A 14,711-nucleotide genomic window follows, 5' to 3' on the forward strand; every position below is an offset into this window, starting at 1 on the left:
AATGAAAAAAACATTTTTAGGACTGATGCTTGTTGTGATATTGGCGACTCCATCTATCACCTATGCGGATAACATTAATTCGCAACTCAATGAAATGTTTGGCTCTATGTCAAATTCAACTGGAAGTGGATCATACCAGAGCGTAACCCGTGATGGGTATATTGGCGGTGGATTTGTCGTTAGAAACCAACTAAGAACAATATCACCAATCAACATTTCAACGCCAAAAATTTCTGCGGGCTGTTCTGGCATAGATTTCTTTTCAGGTTCTTTTAGCTTCATCAATGCTGATGAATTTGTTCAGTTATTAAGAAACATTGCAGCTAACTCCGTAGGGCTTGCTTTTCAGCTTGCAATTAACGCAATGGATTCTGTTTTGGGTGGCGAAATATCAAAATTACAGGCTTTAATCCAAAAACTTAATGAATATAGTGCTAATTCTTGCCAATTATCCAAAGGGATATTAGTCGATATGGCGAGTGCCTTTAGTGAAAATGCAAAAACTGCGGTCGGTAATACGCTTGCTTCTGAGGGAATTATAGATTCGATAGAGTCAATAGCAAGCGAACCTATGGGGAGAAAACCTGTAGTCCAAACTGCGGAAAAAGCGGGGAAAATCACCCCTTGTACTCACTATGGAAATTTAATGTGGTGTGCGTTAAATCGGGGCGGGTTTAATAGTAATTTTATGGGTTCTGAGATAGAGCAAAAAGAGCTTGTGATGAGTATGGTGGGAATGGTGATAGTAGAAAAACCAACCAAAAACACAAGTGGCGAAATGCCTTTTAACCATACTGTAGCCACACCTATTCCAATGAATGAAATTTATGACAGTTTAATGAAAGGAACAAAGGATAATCCGAATTTTCGTATTTATGGTTGTGGTTCAGATACCGATATCTGCGCTCACCCGTCACCGAAACAAATAAAAATAGATGGATTAGAAAACATTTTTTTAAAACTATTTGATGATGGTTTTTTAGAAAATTATATCAGTAACGCCAAGACTTCAAATGCGCTATTACAAAAAGCATATCTGTTTAATGTGAACGGGGCGGTCACGAACGGCTATCAATTAATAGAAGGGCAAGACACCACAAGAGCCTTGCACTACTACCGTTCTATTGCGCCTATCATTTCCTATGAAGCAGTCTATGGGTATTTAAATGCCATGCTCAATGTTGCCGAAATGAGTTTAGGGAAGATGATACAGAGCAATGACGATCCCCTGATGGCATACACGAAAATTCAAATTGAAAAAATACAGGAAGCAAAAAAAGAATTAAGTGAACGTAGCACGCTACGCGTGAGCGGCGCAGCGGTGCTGCTTCGGGGATGTTAATGAGTTAAGTACTGTTTTATACTCTGCAGTAGGTTAATTTTTTTCAGGGATTCATCTCGATGGCTCGCAATAAATCTCCCAGAAAGCGTAAACCGGTTAAATCAGGCAGGCTGCCCGTCACTTCACGTGCCACAGCGCCTGTTTATCCGAAACGTTTTATGCTCTCTCTCCCACCCGAAAATGATGATGACAGACCGCCTGAATTTTTTTATGACACCCTAAAAGAAGCCATACGCCACTGCCTCCGACTCGGCCCCCAATTTTTTCTCGACACGCAGTATTACCCGCCGCTAGTCACGATTATCAGGGGTTTTAAACAACGCCAAGACCAAGCCGATGACGCTGGATACGACTACACTGAGGGGGGAATAACTGAAAGTCTGCCTGCCGATGAATTCATCACCTATACGGAGCTAGGAATAATCCCTGTTTCCTTTGAACCCTGGGATAAACACACCGATAACTGGGCTGACGAATCTGGCAATTTCTGTTTCTTTGGCAAGATGCCCATAAGGTAATTGAGTCAGATGTATATCCCTCGTCCTGCTAAACTACTTTTCACCATTGATGACGGTTGGAATAAATTCCTCGAAAAATACGGCGATAGCGTTAGTTCGTGGACGAGTTTATCTGTGGAGCGCATGCTTGCCTGCGGCACTTGTGCCATGGGTGTCCGGCGCTATTGTTGCGCTTCGTCTGATTGTTCTCACAGCCGTTTTTTCTGCCAAAGCTGTAAGTCAAAAGCCTGCAGTTCATGTGGCTTTAAAGCCACCGAGCAGTGGTTAGCACAGCAGGTTCATATTTTACCCGACTGCGACTGGCAACACATTACTTTCACCATGCCACATCTCCTTTGGCCTTTTTTTAACAATAACTGGCCGCTACTTAATGCTCTGTTTCGGGCAGCCACTCGAGCTATGCTGCAGTTGGCTCGCAAACAGGGTATCGAAATTGGTATTTTCTGTGCCTTGCATACTTATGGCCGGCAACTCAATCAACATCCGCATGTTCATGTTTCCGTCACTCGAGGGGGTTTGGATAGTAAACATAGTGTATGGCGAAAGCTGTTTTTCAAAAAAAAGGATGTCGAAGAAATCTGGCGAGGGGCTGTTATCCGACTACTGCGTCACAGTTATGATTTAATTAACCCTGGCCTTCTTCCCGGTCTTGGCCATATCCGTGACAAAAAACATTGGCGGCGTTACTTGAGGGCGCAGTACGGACGTTATTGGAAAGTGCACTTTGCTAAAAAAACGAAAGGGGCATGGCATAGTGTTAAGTACCTCGGTCGCTACCTTAAACGCCCACCGGTATCTGCGTCAAAACTGCGGCATTACCGAGGGGGTGCCGTTGTTCATCACTACCATGACCACCGAACTGGCCAGCATCGGCAGCAGACTCTGCCGCAGGAAGAGATGATTAGACGCTATATAAGCCATATTCCGGCCAGGCATTTTAAAATGGTGCGTTACTCTGGTTTTTTGTCGAATCGTAAACGGGGAAAACTATTGCCGAAAGTGTATAAGGCACTTGAGATGACGGCACGTAAAAAACCGGAGAACCCAGGTTTTTCTGTGCTGATGAAAGGATTTCTGCGTACCGATCCGTACAAATGTATTCTGTGTGGCGACAGGCTGCTTTTCACCGGGGCGCAAATGGGTAAAAAAGCAACGGAATTGTTGTCAGAAAGACTGCATAACCTGGAGAAAAAGCGATGGTTACGCAGCTAAACGCAGGATTAATGTGTCTAAAATAAGGAAATCAGGTTAGAAATTACACTCTCTGAGGAAATGTTAACTGGCACTAAACACAATAAATCGATCCCCATCTCCTTTTTGCAATAAGGGATGGCTTTTGCTACTCACTTTAAAAGCGATTCAATTTCCTAACCATTCAAGTACATAATAGCTATGTTGTCAAAAATGGTGGATTGGTAAGGATTCAGGAAATTTTCAATACCTATATGAGTGGCACAAGTCCGTTGAAGATGCCGACAAACATCAATGGCGCAAAATAGTAAGGATAGGTGATGGAATTTAAAGTATTTACAACGGGCGGTGCTGCCGACATGCTTTCAATGGTATTCAATGCGCTGGCGATGTTGAATACCGATGGCGTATTGACGAGTGCGTTTAAAATAGCTTTGTTACTTGCCGTTATAGGGTATGTCATAAAAGCAGCAGCAGACAGTGGGAGAACAATATCCTTTCAACATGCTGCGGTTTCAATCGTCCTGTTCCTTTGTTTCTTTCAGGTTACAACTAGGGTCACGATAGAAGATACGACAACGGGAGAGATTCGTGCGGTCGATAATGTTCCTTTCGGTGTGGGTTTCACCGCTTCTATCATTAGCAGAACAGGTTATGAGTTTTCAAAAAAGATAGAACAGGCTTTTTCTACTCCTTCAATGACCGAGTACGGTCCGATAGATCCACTGTATATGATGTCAGCAATGTATGACGCTGCACGAGATCCGTTAACGTGGACGAAATATTCTCATGGTGTAGATATTGACAAGGCAATTCAAACATTTACCAGCCAGTGCCTTTCGTTTGATATAGCAAGGGGTACACAAAGTTATCTGAGCATAATGAACAAGCCAATGAATGATGAATTTGCACAGAGTCCAAACCGCAAAATACTATTACCAAAAGCTGACGGTACTACAGGTACAATGGAAGTAACGTGTAGAGAGGCTATGAAAGCCATTAAATCGTTGGTTGCAAGGGAGAAAAATTCGTTAGCAGACGGAATAATGAATGTTCGTAACTCCTATAATAGGAGATGTAATCAAAACGCTGTAACCTCGAAAGACCGATGTACATCTGCCTTTGCCGAAGATAGTATGCAAAACACATTACTGTTTTACAGTAATTCGGGAACTGACTTACGACAATTCCAAACAATGTTGTTGATGTACCCGTATATGGTGAATATGCCTAGTACGGTGAATGAAAACGCCTATCACTATTATGCTGCGGTTGCCAAGAATCAATCGCAAATACAACAATCGTTTAAGTGGGCTTCTGAGGGATCGAGTTTCTTAATTTGGGTACAGTATCTTCAATCATTTGTGCAAGCTGCGGTGTACGGATTAGTACCGTTTGTGGCGTTTGCGCTGGCGTTTGGAATGATGGGGATAGGCTTAACCTTAAAATACATTTTGGTTTTGCTGTGGGTTCAAACGTGGCAACCGCTAATGGCAATTATGAACGCCATTTTACTGACGAAAACCCAATCCGATTTATCCGTGTTGTCGTCTGGCATAACCACATTCAATGACCTATATCATATCTTGGATGTGACGCAAAAAAATATCGCTCTAGCAGGGCATCTGATGGCTTCTGTGCCTGTATTGGGGGCTTTCGTTGTCTTTGGCTCGTCCTATGCGTTTATGGGGCTGACAAGTGGCTTATCATCCACAAGCGCACCAGACTCAGCACCTTTAGCTCCAGCAGCTACCGATGCAGCACCAATTAACACCACGTCTTCTCTATCATCACATTCAGCCTTTAATGCTGTATCAGCTATGACAGGGACAGACCAAACAGGACCGAGTTTAAATATTGGCAAGACACTATCATCCAATCTTCAATCATCAAGACAAAGACTCGAAAATGCACAAAAACAGTTTAATGCGGTAAGTGGCAGTAACGTAAATGTCGGCACGGGATTATCAGAAACAGGTGGTATAAACCAAGGTTCTAATTTTACTTTGGGTGATACTCATACACACAATCAGGATGTGGGAGTTACAAAACTAGAGTCTGGCGGGTCGGAACATAATAAAACATTGTCAACAAACTCAACTGGAACAATCTCTGCATCTGTGGGGGGGCAAGTTTCGACATCAACACCGAACAAAGGCGGTGGCGGGAAATCTCCAGTCTCAGGATCAATTACGGGTACAGTGCGTTCAGGTAGTTCAGTAGTAGATGCAAAAACTGATGCGACAGCAATTAAAACAGGAGATCAAATATCTAAGAAAACAGGAGATAGTTCAGTTGACGCAAATCAACTATCTGCTTCTCTATCCGATGGTTATCAATATAATAAACAAGGTCAAGTCAGTGGTTCGCATTCAAGAACCAGTGGTTATCAGGACGCGCTTACAGAATTACAATCAGCACAAAAAGCCTACAATGAAGCAGTCTCACTCAATAATTCTATTGGTACGCAACAAACCTTTAAGCCTTCTCAAGTGGCTTATTTGGCAGAAAATAATCAAGATACACTCACCAGTATTGATAATAAAAACTTGGGAAATCAAGAATACCAAAAATCGAAACAGCAATATGCACAACAGTTGTCAACAGCAATGAGTCGTTCAGACGCAGAACAAGCAGCGATTCTGTATGCAGCTAATGACAATGGTACTTTAGCTCCTTATGCAAATGATTTGTTTGGTCCTAGTGTCAATACCGAAAGTTTGTCTTCATCAAAAGTACAAGGAAACGCAAATCTTGCAAACGGAGTAGAAGGAGATGTTAACAGGGGAATACCAGCGCGTGTGGCAGACGTAAATAATAATGGTTCTTTCATAGACCAAAACGGCATAAATCAAAAAGATTTTGCCAAAAATGAAACCGACCTATATTACGGGAGTCTCAATCAACAACACTTTGAAAATTTGAAAGATAAATTCTCTCCAGCAGAAGAACACGGTCAAACCGCAATGTTTTATTCCGACCGAAATGCGAAAAGCGCAGAAGCACTAACACATTCTACTGTAAATACCTCTGAATCACTCACGCAGCTTGGAACAGGCATTACGAACGGAATGAAAAATATTACGGGAGATTACGAAAACATTAAAGCAACCGATCAACATGAATTGAGCAAAATAACAGACCGTTCAGTAGTAGGCTCAAGCCTCACACAAGAACAGGCTCGAAATATAGGCAATTCCTTTGCAGAGTTTGGAGCAGTAGCAAAAAATGCAGGAGGCATTCAAACAATAAACGATCAAGCGAGTCGTTTTATGAAAGTGTATAGAGAGAATGGGGGAACAGGTACTGATGCACAAGTGTACACCGCCTTGAATCAGACCCAACGATCAATGCGTCTAGGCGATGGAATGGCTACATTCAATCACGCTTCAAATGCGCTTGTCGGTGGCAGCGGGGATAAAATACCTCACAATTCAGATCAAAGAACCATATCAGGTATAGATATAACACCTTATGCTGTACAGGGATGGCGTAGTTTTATAGATAAAAATTGACATCCTACCCGCCCTAAAGAGGCTGTCGCAAAAGAGGTAATATCATGTTTTTAATGATTTAAATGTTTTGATTTTAAAGAAAAAATTAAATTATTTTTATTATAAATCCCTCTTTTTCGACAGCCTCTGAAGGACAGGGATTTACGGCGCACAGGGTAAATGCAGCAAAAAAAAGTCTGTAAAGAATTTTGTGTAAATGGCTCCATCGATTAATCCATCAGTGCATTAATCTCAGTATCAGACAGCCCCGTCGATATTTTGACAATCGCCCGATCAACGCCGTTGGCTAAAAGTTGGCGTGCTATGGTTCTGGCGGATTCTTGCCTACCTTTTTGTTCGCCAAGCTGAATACCTTCTTCACGACCTTTCAAGATACCTTTTTCTATACCTTGCTTCTCGCCCTCTTGCCGTAGCTGCTCTGCAATGGTCATCACTACCTCCCGATAATCAGTCGCTTTCTCCGCAATCTGATACAAAAATTGCTTTGCATCAGAAGTATTTCCTCGTTCTACAATATAACATATTAATCCTCGAAATAGCTCAGGCTCCAATACCCACTGATTGAGCAAGGATGCTATCTCATGACTTAACTCTAGCATATCGCGGGTGCGGATATGCTTCATCACAAGCTCCATCAGCGCAACATGCCGATGCGTGACAATCTCCTCGTCAGGGATAACCGTCACGTCAACCAGTGGGAACGTCTGCATATAGACAGACTTTGCCAGTTCTGGATCAGCAAAGCAATCCAGCCAATGGGTGCTGTAGGGATAAGGCGAGGTTTTCCCCTGATAAAACAGCAGCGGTATCACCACGGGTAAGGTGTCGTTGCCCTGCTCAAGATGCCGTTGCATGGCAGCAACCGCATACCTTAACAGCCTGAACGCCATCATCTTTTCCGGTCTGCTCTGGTGCTCGATGAGAGTATAGATATATCCCACTCCCGTTGTCGTCTGTACCGAATAGAGCATATCCGAACACTGGCTACGCAAGTCTGGCTCAATAAAACTGCCGGACTCCATCGCCAGCGTACTAAAATCACACAATTGACGAAGTTTTTCAGGTAAATGAATTTTCAGAAAGTCCCTTGCAATCGTGATATCACCGAGGAATTTCTTAAACAGGCTGTCGTGGTGGGATAGTTTACTCAATTTTTAGCCCTTTTTTCTGCCAGTGAATTTTTTAACTTATAAATTTCCCGTTTACCTTTTTCCCGTTGTTGCTCTTTCTCTTCCTGATCCGGCGTCAGATTACGGTTATTAAAAATAACCATATCCGCTTTAGCATCGTAACGAATACTGTAATCGGGCAAGTCATTAGCTTTATCTAGTTGCTTAATGTTATGCCTGAACATTTTCAATAAGGCGGTACTTCCCGTCTTTAAATGCAGCTTTTCAAGGGATATGGTAAACTCCCCTTGGTTGCCACAATGCTTGCGGACTATCTCATAAATTCGCCTGTCTATCGCCTTTCTGATACGGAAGTAGTCTGGACTGATTTTCAGCATTTTCTTTTTATGTAATGCCTGATATAGCCAGTCAGGTAAAGTTACCTCTACCATACCAATATCGAGCTTACCTTTTTTTTCTTCAATGACACGCCATCTATCAATGAATCCAAAGTTTTCTGTATCTATGTTTTCTTCAGAATAAATAATATTTGTTTCTATCGTTGTTCCTTTTAAACGCCTTAGAGCTTTCTTTAAATCATCATAGCTTTTCCCGCTTTTGCTTCTGTTTGTTGTGACAAAAAAATCATACGGAGTAAAACAGACAGTTCTACTTACCGGCTCATTATTATTTATAGATTCTTGTAATTTAGATATCGCATAAATCCAAATGTCTTTATCAAACACAGTAGCCAACCCAATTTGCGCAGCAGGGCGAACGGTTACCGTGGTAGATCCATTCTTGTACTCCCGAACTTTCGTATCTCCAGCTTTCAATGCAAAAAATGGATGCTCCATGCTCGCCATCTCATCACGGAAGCTGGAAAGCTCTATCTCATCGGCAATAAAAAAATCTATTTCGTGCCTACGGGGGCGTAACGTTTTCAACTTGCTTGCTCTCACTTTGTCAGTATGATCGGGCATAGCCTCAATCCTATCTAGTCTAGGGTTGTTGGTAAGAGCCGTCATAGTGTTGCATCACTTTGACGGTTCGCTTGTTTCGCACTTCAAAAACCGCTTTCGCACTTCAAAAACCAATGTTTGATAAAAAAAACATCGCACTTCAAAAACAAAATATAGTACTTTAAAAACCAAAGTCAATAATTTGATAGATTCGATTCAAAACTATCGGAGAATTTTTGTGTATAACCCTGCTTGACACTCGCACTTCAAAAACCAAACTATCGCACTTCAAAAACCAACTATCGCACTTCAAAAACCAACAAGTCGAAAAACTTATTTTATTTCATATACCTACAGCCAGAAAAATCCCTTTAACTCTTTTAACTTATACATAACTAGTCTTTTAACCGAGTTTCACCCCCTTGAGCCTGTGGATAACTTCACATCTGGCAAACCCATCAGATCCCTAATTTTGCTCTTTCCTGATAAGACTCTCCGTGTCAGTCTCAGGCATCAGTGTGAACGTGCTTCAATCAGCATTTGATGATCTTCCGCTTCCTCGCTTTGGCTGTTCGTTCCTCGTCGCTTCGCTCCTGCGGTACGCCTCAGCCAAAGACTGCGCCGAGCGGTGGAAGTTACAGCAACGTCTTCTTTTTCGATTTTAAAGCCCCTGAAAAGCCTGTAACGGCACTTTCTCGGTTTTAGATGCCCGTCAGGGCATGGAAGACGAGAAAATCGCTTACAGAGGTGTACAGGAGCTTTTGCGCGCCGATGCGTGAGCGGAGCGATCCATGTCATGTTTTGGTGATTATTCTATTTTGAAGGTTGTTAATATGAATAAAAATTATTATATCAGAAATGTATTTTGGGGGTTGGCAGGTTCATTTATTTTAGTCTTTGATAATCATAATAATTATGGTTTTTTATTCTTGGCTTTTGTTAATGCTTTTTTATATCCGTTTGCAAAGATGGCAATTGAAAACATAGCATTAAAATACACCTCTAGAAAATTTTGGGAACATGATTTTTTTACTAATCCAGTTGGTGGGAGTATGCAGGCTATTTATTATTTATTTTGTTATGTTTTTTCCATTCCATTAGGTGGTGGATATTTTTTGTTTTTGATTATAAAAAATAACCACTGATATTAACAGTGGTTTATATTTTTATATTATTATAATAATTTGTTGGCTTTTTCTATTAACTCATCATTTATTAAAGCTCCAACTACAGCAATAATAAGAGCATAACCTAAAGCGCCTATTGGTGATCCTAGTATAATACTAAAAGAGAATGCGGTTATTGCTACTGCTGCTTTTCCTGCAACTAAACTTTCTGTTTTGATAAAAAATGGCTGCCAATTATTTGTTTCTATAGATTTTTTTAGTTCTTGAAGCAGATCATGGAAGTCAATAAATGAACTTGTTAATCCAAATGCTTTACTGAATTTTTTTAGGTTTTTAGCTATTTCATCTCGCTTTAAGGATTCCAATGCTTTAGCTATTGCTTCTCGGTCTTTAACGCCAAACTTTTTATTAAGAGATTCTTTGTATTTATCAAATGATTTAAGCGCTTGCTCTGCATTACGAATTTGTTTACCTTTGGCAGCTTCCGCTAATTCTTTTGCTATTTTTGCGGATTGTTCACCATATTTACTTGTAACTTCTTTATAGAAGTCAGCCGTAAATTTGACAGCATCTTTTATTTCATTTTGTTTTTCATTGTCTAAATTCTGTTTTTTATTTTGAATATCTTTTTCTAGTTTTGGTAGATTTTTTTTGTCATTTTCAATCTTGTTTTTTATAGGATTTGCCTCCTCTAGTTTTTTATGAGCTGTGTCCCATGCTTTTTTCCATTCTCGTCTGTTTGATGAAGTTGGTTTTTCATATGAAAGAATCATGGCTTCTTCTGCCAGTCTACTGTATTCCGCCTCGATTCTCTTTACTTTTGCCATATCTAAGGCTATTTGAGCTTTAGTTTGCTCTAATGCTGTTTTTGCTATGTTTAACTCATGCTCTGCTTTTTCTGCAGGAGATAGAGATGCTACTTTTTTGTTATATTCTGTCTGTAACGATTGTTTTATTTGGGTGGCTGTCTGAAGCTTGTAATTAATATCTTGTTCTAATTCCTTATGATATTTTACGATATCATCCTTCTTTTTTCGTTCTTCGTTTTTGTAACTTTCAGTCAAAGGTGCGGGAGGGTCATCATCATCAAATATATTTGTCGTAGATTTGTTAATTTCTGAAATAGGGGTATCCCATATATGCGGTCTTTCTGGATTTTTAGGTGGTTTAAAATTGTTAGGAACAGGTCCAACCCATGCTTGAGTTAATATAGTATCTTGATTGATTTGGCTTCCTCTTTGCCATCCTCGATTTTTCCATTCGTAGCCCAAACTCTGCATAACATCCCGTTCAACTTTGTCGGTTTCTTCGTATTTTCTAATAGGATTCATATCTAGCCTCACTTAAAATAACTGTGTTTATATACAGTATTTTGGTTTTTTAATTGTTCTTGTCAAGGGGGTGTTAAAAAAATAAAATAAAATAAATCAAATAATTAGTTGATAAATATTGTTTTATTTTTTTGTTTATCACGTATGCTAATTTTTTACTGTAGGCAAGAAAAAACCAGCTAGGAGATGGTAATAGCTGGTTTAACATTTCCCTGGTGTTAGTAGGAGGTGGGAGGAAATTTTATAATTTTAAATTTGCATTATGATGTCTTGAATGATTAAGTATTAAATATTTAGAAAATTCATGCATGGGGGAAAATCCCCGTAGTTGATTGATCAGCGAGTTAAAGCAAAAAGACCAGCATAACAGCACTGGTCATTATTTTTACCATTGATAAATGGGAGTAAATTTATTGCTTTTTCACAAAACAGCCAGATAAAGCAAGAAATGATAAGCGAACTTGAAATATTGAAAGCATATCGTTTAGCGAATAAAGATCATATCTTGTTTTAATATCTTCAAGTGAATGCTCCACAGTTCTATACGCAACATTCCTCGCTGATGCTATCTCTTTTTTTGATAGTCCAAGAGAGAATAACATTGCTGTTTCAAGCTGCTCTTTAGTGGTCAGTTCAGGAAATACATTGCTGAATTGTTCTATTTGATTTAAGTCGAAGGTTCTCATACTGCCACCTCCTGCACAGGCTTACGCCCAGCCCATATCAGGCGGCTATCTTTGAACATGCTTTTGAAGATGCGGCGATCTTGGCGCGTGAGCGACACTTTGCCGTAGGGAGCGTCTGAATCTAGGGGAATAATCCAGTAGGTATTTGTAAATTTAGAGCGAGTTTGGGTGGTAGCCATAATTGTGGCCTCTCTTACGGTTATCAAACCTCACCAAACCGATGTCAAACGGGGTGGTGAGACGTAACAAGGTTGACATACCGATGTAAGAGAAACCGGCGAACGATTAAGCTCCCTCGCTACGCCCCACCATAATGCGGGTGTAATTATAGTTTTGACGAACATAAAAAAACCGCAATAAGCGGTAGTCCGCTCTTACATTAGGGATGTCAAACCCTGATTGCCCATTAGGGACAACAATATCACTATACCTCTTAGAATGCGGTATGTGCAAGTAAGGGTAGACATTTTTTGCTACAGGCGTATGATTAGATATACATGTATATCATTTGTGAGGTAGGAAAATATGTTGGCGATACGTCTACCGGATGAAATTGAAAATAGGTTAGATAATTTAGCAAAAAGAACAGGACGCACGAAGACATTTTATGCCCGTGAAGCAATTCTTACGCATTTGGAGGATTTGGAAGATTACTACCTTGCTGCGAGTGTTGTTGCTCGTGTGCGAAAAGGCCAAGATACGGTTCATAGTTCAGAGGATGTGAGGAAATCTCTTGGTCTGGAAGATTAAATACGCTGATTCTGCACTGAAATCTCTAAAAAAAATGGATAGGCAGAATGCAAAAAGAATTGTTGATTATCTCGATAAGCGCATAGCAAGTAGTGATGATCCTAGAATATTTGGAAAATCTCTTAAGGGTGACTTAGGTGAGTTTTGGCGATACAGAATCGGTGATTATAGGGTGATTTGTGAAATTCTTGACGAAGAGTTAATTATTTTAGCTGCAATTATAGGCCACCGTAGAGAAGTATATGAGTAGACTCTAAATAACATGTGTATCTTGGCAGACGTCATGAATATTTAGAGCCATACCGTTAATTGGCCTAAATCACAGGAGAATATTATCACATGTCAAAAACCTGAATCTACCGCGCAAGCCTTAATTATCCGTCATAAATATATCGTGAGCATTGCTTACAGCTTCATTCCTAGCATTGCTATCGCTATTGTCGCCACTGGACTTATCCGCTGCCGTAATCGTGGCTTCTCGCTGCTCTGCATGTTGAGTTTTTGGAATGACTTCATAGTGCTTAACGGAACCCTCAATGATGTGCTTTTCGCCCTCTTGTCGCGCCCACAGCACCCTTACTTCTGCATTGTCTGACGGTTCAGCTATGCTGGCGTTGTATTGGCTTTCACTTATCGGAAACCAATCCAGCCATTCGTTGTTTGGCGACAACGTGTTCCTTTCTCTTTTTTGCCACGCTACCGCGACTACTTGATCGGATAGCGTGTTCTCAATTGGACGTATCACGTTTAAAACATTTTGGACGGTAGCAAATCCTATATCCTGCGTTATCGCGGTAGCTAACAGTCTCGGTAGGCGTGGATCGACTTTTGCGAGACAAACTCCTGCTATTAAGCAATCACGTTGAAAATCAGGTCGTTGCCGAACAGGTAGTGACTCAATTTTTTCTAGTGCCGTCCGTTGGCTTGCCTCATCAGGATAGACGTAGAGGAGGATTTTTTTTCTGCTGTCATCGGTCATAGGGAACATCCTCTCACTGTTTTTTTACTGCTCTCATCGACGCAATTGACGTTACAAGGGCAGTTTGCGAGTCTTCCATAATAGTAATAATCTGGTTGGGATAGGCTGATTTGACGGCTGGATAGATGAGTGATGCGCCACCACCTGTCAGATAAATGCGGTTAAAACTCTTTTTGTATTCATGCTTGATGTGGCTAATTACTCTATCTGAAAGTAACTTTACAGCGTCATTGAAACTGTTTTTTACATCATCAATTTTGGACTTGTCATTGATTAATGTTTTGTACAATTCCTCATCATCGTTTTTTTTGACTAACTGGTCTGCCACAAGGTAACTGGTTGTTGTCGATGCTCTATCCAGTGCGTTGTAGACGGCATTGGTGACGAGTGATACCCCAATCGTTGAATCGCCTGAAACATGAGAGATATGTGCGTATTTTCCTGCAATCGTACCACAGTCAAGCGTTGTACCGCCCAAGTCAACGACTAGCGAAACCTCCATTTCATGGACATTATCTTGCTCAAGGCTGTTGGCTGCTGACGGTAAAGACTCTGGTACAACGTTGATTTTCTTGAGAGTAAAAACCATCCCTGAATCAGACTCGATTTTTCGTAATAGGTTTTTTTTCTTTTTAGCGATGTTATCCAGATTGGGTTTCATATCGCTTGTGTAGAACTCTGAGATAGGCAGTGTCACTATCAATTCGATTTCTTGTGGCTGGATCTTCGACTCTAATAAGGCGTGGTGAATCGCAAGGAGATTTTCTGTTGAGTACTGAAAATCTATATTGGTTGTTTTGATAGCGTCAGGTGAGTAAGGATCATAACTATATTGTTCACCGTCAACAGTGTAGTTGTAGGTAGCTTTACCATTCAAAGATACGTTCCAGGATTTCTTAAACGAGTTATAGGTGATGATTGACTCTATCTTTCCTTCATCATCGAACCAAGCCAACTTGATCGCTGTAGAGCCATCATCACAAAAAATTGTTTTCATTTTTCATTCCTTGCATAGGTATGTGTTGTGGTGTCATTATCACCCAAAATATACCATAATGTACAAATTTATCAAACAAAAATCCCAAAATATTACATAACTAATTATTGTGAGTATTTTTTTGTATTTTTAGGTTGATTTTAATTCTCAAAAAGATACCTATGCGTAGATTTGTCAGATTAAACGGTCTATTTATGTGAGTTT

The 14,711-nt window shown here is 40.4% G+C and carries 14 protein-coding genes; 7 read left to right on the forward strand and 7 right to left on the reverse strand.

Going from position 1 to position 14,711, the window contains the following annotated elements:
• Nucleotide 1 precedes the first annotated feature (1 nt).
• The 4 genes from ArsFIN_RS24335 (at nt 2) to ArsFIN_RS24350 (ending at nt 6,566) form a co-directional block, all read left to right on the forward strand.
• Nucleotides 2–1,342: a conjugal transfer protein TraH gene (locus tag ArsFIN_RS24335; RefSeq protein WP_167876781.1), complete on the forward strand. Its 1,341-nt coding sequence runs from the start codon at nt 2–4 to the stop codon at nt 1,340–1,342.
• Nucleotides 1,343–1,401: 59 nt separating this feature from the next.
• Nucleotides 1,402–1,860 carry a hypothetical protein gene (locus ArsFIN_RS24340; protein ID WP_135678353.1) on the forward strand — a complete coding sequence of 153 codons (459 nt, stop codon included), beginning with the start codon at nt 1,402–1,404 and terminating at the stop codon, nt 1,858–1,860.
• Between the two features lie 9 nt (nt 1,861–1,869).
• Nucleotides 1,870–3,072: an IS91 family transposase gene (locus ArsFIN_RS24345; protein WP_135678014.1), complete on the forward strand. Its 1,203-nt coding sequence runs from the start codon at nt 1,870–1,872 to the stop codon at nt 3,070–3,072.
• Nucleotides 3,073–3,371: 299 nt separating this feature from the next.
• Nucleotides 3,372–6,566, forward strand: coding sequence for a conjugal transfer protein TraG N-terminal domain-containing protein (locus ArsFIN_RS24350; RefSeq protein ID WP_026823970.1), 3,195 nt, complete (start codon nt 3,372–3,374; stop codon nt 6,564–6,566).
• Nucleotides 6,567–6,775: 209 nt separating this feature from the next.
• On the opposite strand, the gene ArsFIN_RS24355 is transcribed toward ArsFIN_RS24350, so the two are convergent.
• On the reverse strand, nt 6,776–7,717 hold the full coding sequence (locus ArsFIN_RS24355) for an Rpn family recombination-promoting nuclease/putative transposase (protein WP_135679020.1): 942 nt from the start codon (nt 7,715–7,717) through the stop codon (nt 6,776–6,778).
• Nucleotides 7,714–8,658, reverse strand: a complete 945-nt coding sequence (locus ArsFIN_RS24360) for a replication initiator protein A (RefSeq protein WP_135679022.1) — start codon at nt 8,656–8,658, stop codon at nt 7,714–7,716. Before ArsFIN_RS24360 ends, ArsFIN_RS24355 begins: the two co-directional genes overlap by 4 nt.
• 812 nt (nt 8,659–9,470) lie before the next feature.
• On the opposite strand from ArsFIN_RS24360, the gene ArsFIN_RS24365 reads away from it, so the two are divergent.
• Nucleotides 9,471–9,782, forward strand: a complete 312-nt coding sequence (locus ArsFIN_RS24365) for a colicin E1 family microcin immunity protein (protein ID WP_167876782.1) — start codon at nt 9,471–9,473, stop codon at nt 9,780–9,782.
• A 29-nt stretch (nt 9,783–9,811) separates the two neighbouring features.
• Here the strand turns inward: ArsFIN_RS24365 and ArsFIN_RS24370 are convergent, their stop codons facing one another.
• From ArsFIN_RS24370 to ArsFIN_RS24380, 3 genes are all read right to left on the reverse strand, one after another.
• A complete protein-coding gene (locus tag ArsFIN_RS24370) occupies nt 9,812–11,095 on the reverse strand; it encodes a colicin-like pore-forming protein (protein ID WP_051297045.1) in 1,284 nt (427 codons plus the stop codon).
• A gap of 410 nt (nt 11,096–11,505) precedes the next feature.
• Nucleotides 11,506–11,781 (reverse strand): helix-turn-helix transcriptional regulator, encoded by a 276-nt coding sequence (locus ArsFIN_RS24375; protein WP_026823137.1) that lies wholly within the window; start codon nt 11,779–11,781, stop codon nt 11,506–11,508.
• Nucleotides 11,778–11,960 (reverse strand): hypothetical protein, encoded by a 183-nt coding sequence (locus tag ArsFIN_RS24380; protein ID WP_026823136.1) that lies wholly within the window; start codon nt 11,958–11,960, stop codon nt 11,778–11,780. The genes ArsFIN_RS24375 and ArsFIN_RS24380 overlap by 4 nt, the downstream gene beginning before the upstream one ends.
• 346 nt (nt 11,961–12,306) lie before the next feature.
• On the opposite strand from ArsFIN_RS24380, the gene relB reads away from it, so the two are divergent.
• Complete coding sequence (gene relB, locus ArsFIN_RS24385; RefSeq protein WP_026823135.1) at nt 12,307–12,531, forward strand: type II toxin-antitoxin system RelB family antitoxin; 225 nt, start codon at nt 12,307–12,309, stop codon at nt 12,529–12,531.
• Complete coding sequence (locus ArsFIN_RS24390) at nt 12,515–12,781, forward strand: type II toxin-antitoxin system RelE family toxin (RefSeq protein ID WP_026823134.1); 267 nt, start codon at nt 12,515–12,517, stop codon at nt 12,779–12,781. The genes relB and ArsFIN_RS24390 overlap by 17 nt, the downstream gene beginning before the upstream one ends.
• A 120-nt stretch (nt 12,782–12,901) precedes the next feature.
• On the opposite strand, the gene ArsFIN_RS24395 is transcribed toward ArsFIN_RS24390, so the two are convergent.
• Complete coding sequence (locus tag ArsFIN_RS24395; protein ID WP_051297047.1) at nt 12,902–13,510, reverse strand: plasmid partitioning/stability family protein; 609 nt, start codon at nt 13,508–13,510, stop codon at nt 12,902–12,904.
• A 13-nt stretch (nt 13,511–13,523) separates the two neighbouring features.
• A complete protein-coding gene (gene parM / locus ArsFIN_RS24400; protein WP_026823133.1) occupies nt 13,524–14,507 on the reverse strand; it encodes a plasmid segregation protein ParM domain-containing protein in 984 nt (327 codons plus the stop codon).
• Nucleotides 14,508–14,711: the final 204 nt, after the last annotated feature.

This window comes from Arsenophonus nasoniae (assembly GCF_004768525.1).
GTDB classification, from domain to species: domain Bacteria; phylum Pseudomonadota; class Gammaproteobacteria; order Enterobacterales; family Enterobacteriaceae; genus Arsenophonus; species Arsenophonus nasoniae.

Coding starts and splice junctions, on each gene's coding strand:
- parM (WP_026823133.1), bottom strand. CDS start 14,507: ATGAAAACAATTTTTTGTGATGATGGCTCTACAGCGATCAAGTTGGCT.
- ArsFIN_RS24380 (WP_026823136.1), bottom strand. CDS start 11,960: ATGGCTACCACCCAAACTCGCTCTAAATTTACAAATACCTACTGGATT.
- ArsFIN_RS24370 (WP_051297045.1), bottom strand. CDS start 11,095: ATGAATCCTATTAGAAAATACGAAGAAACCGACAAAGTTGAACGGGAT.
- relB (WP_026823135.1), top strand. CDS start 12,307: ATGTTGGCGATACGTCTACCGGATGAAATTGAAAATAGGTTAGATAAT.
- ArsFIN_RS24395 (WP_051297047.1), bottom strand. CDS start 13,510: ATGACCGATGACAGCAGAAAAAAAATCCTCCTCTACGTCTATCCTGAT.
- ArsFIN_RS24345 (WP_135678014.1), top strand. CDS start 1,870: ATGTATATCCCTCGTCCTGCTAAACTACTTTTCACCATTGATGACGGT.
- ArsFIN_RS24375 (WP_026823137.1), bottom strand. CDS start 11,781: ATGAGAACCTTCGACTTAAATCAAATAGAACAATTCAGCAATGTATTT.
- ArsFIN_RS24340 (WP_135678353.1), top strand. CDS start 1,402: ATGGCTCGCAATAAATCTCCCAGAAAGCGTAAACCGGTTAAATCAGGC.
- ArsFIN_RS24360 (WP_135679022.1), bottom strand. CDS start 8,658: ATGCCCGATCATACTGACAAAGTGAGAGCAAGCAAGTTGAAAACGTTA.
- ArsFIN_RS24350 (WP_026823970.1), top strand. CDS start 3,372: ATGGAATTTAAAGTATTTACAACGGGCGGTGCTGCCGACATGCTTTCA.
- ArsFIN_RS24335 (WP_167876781.1), top strand. CDS start 2: ATGAAAAAAACATTTTTAGGACTGATGCTTGTTGTGATATTGGCGACT.
- ArsFIN_RS24365 (WP_167876782.1), top strand. CDS start 9,471: ATGAATAAAAATTATTATATCAGAAATGTATTTTGGGGGTTGGCAGGT.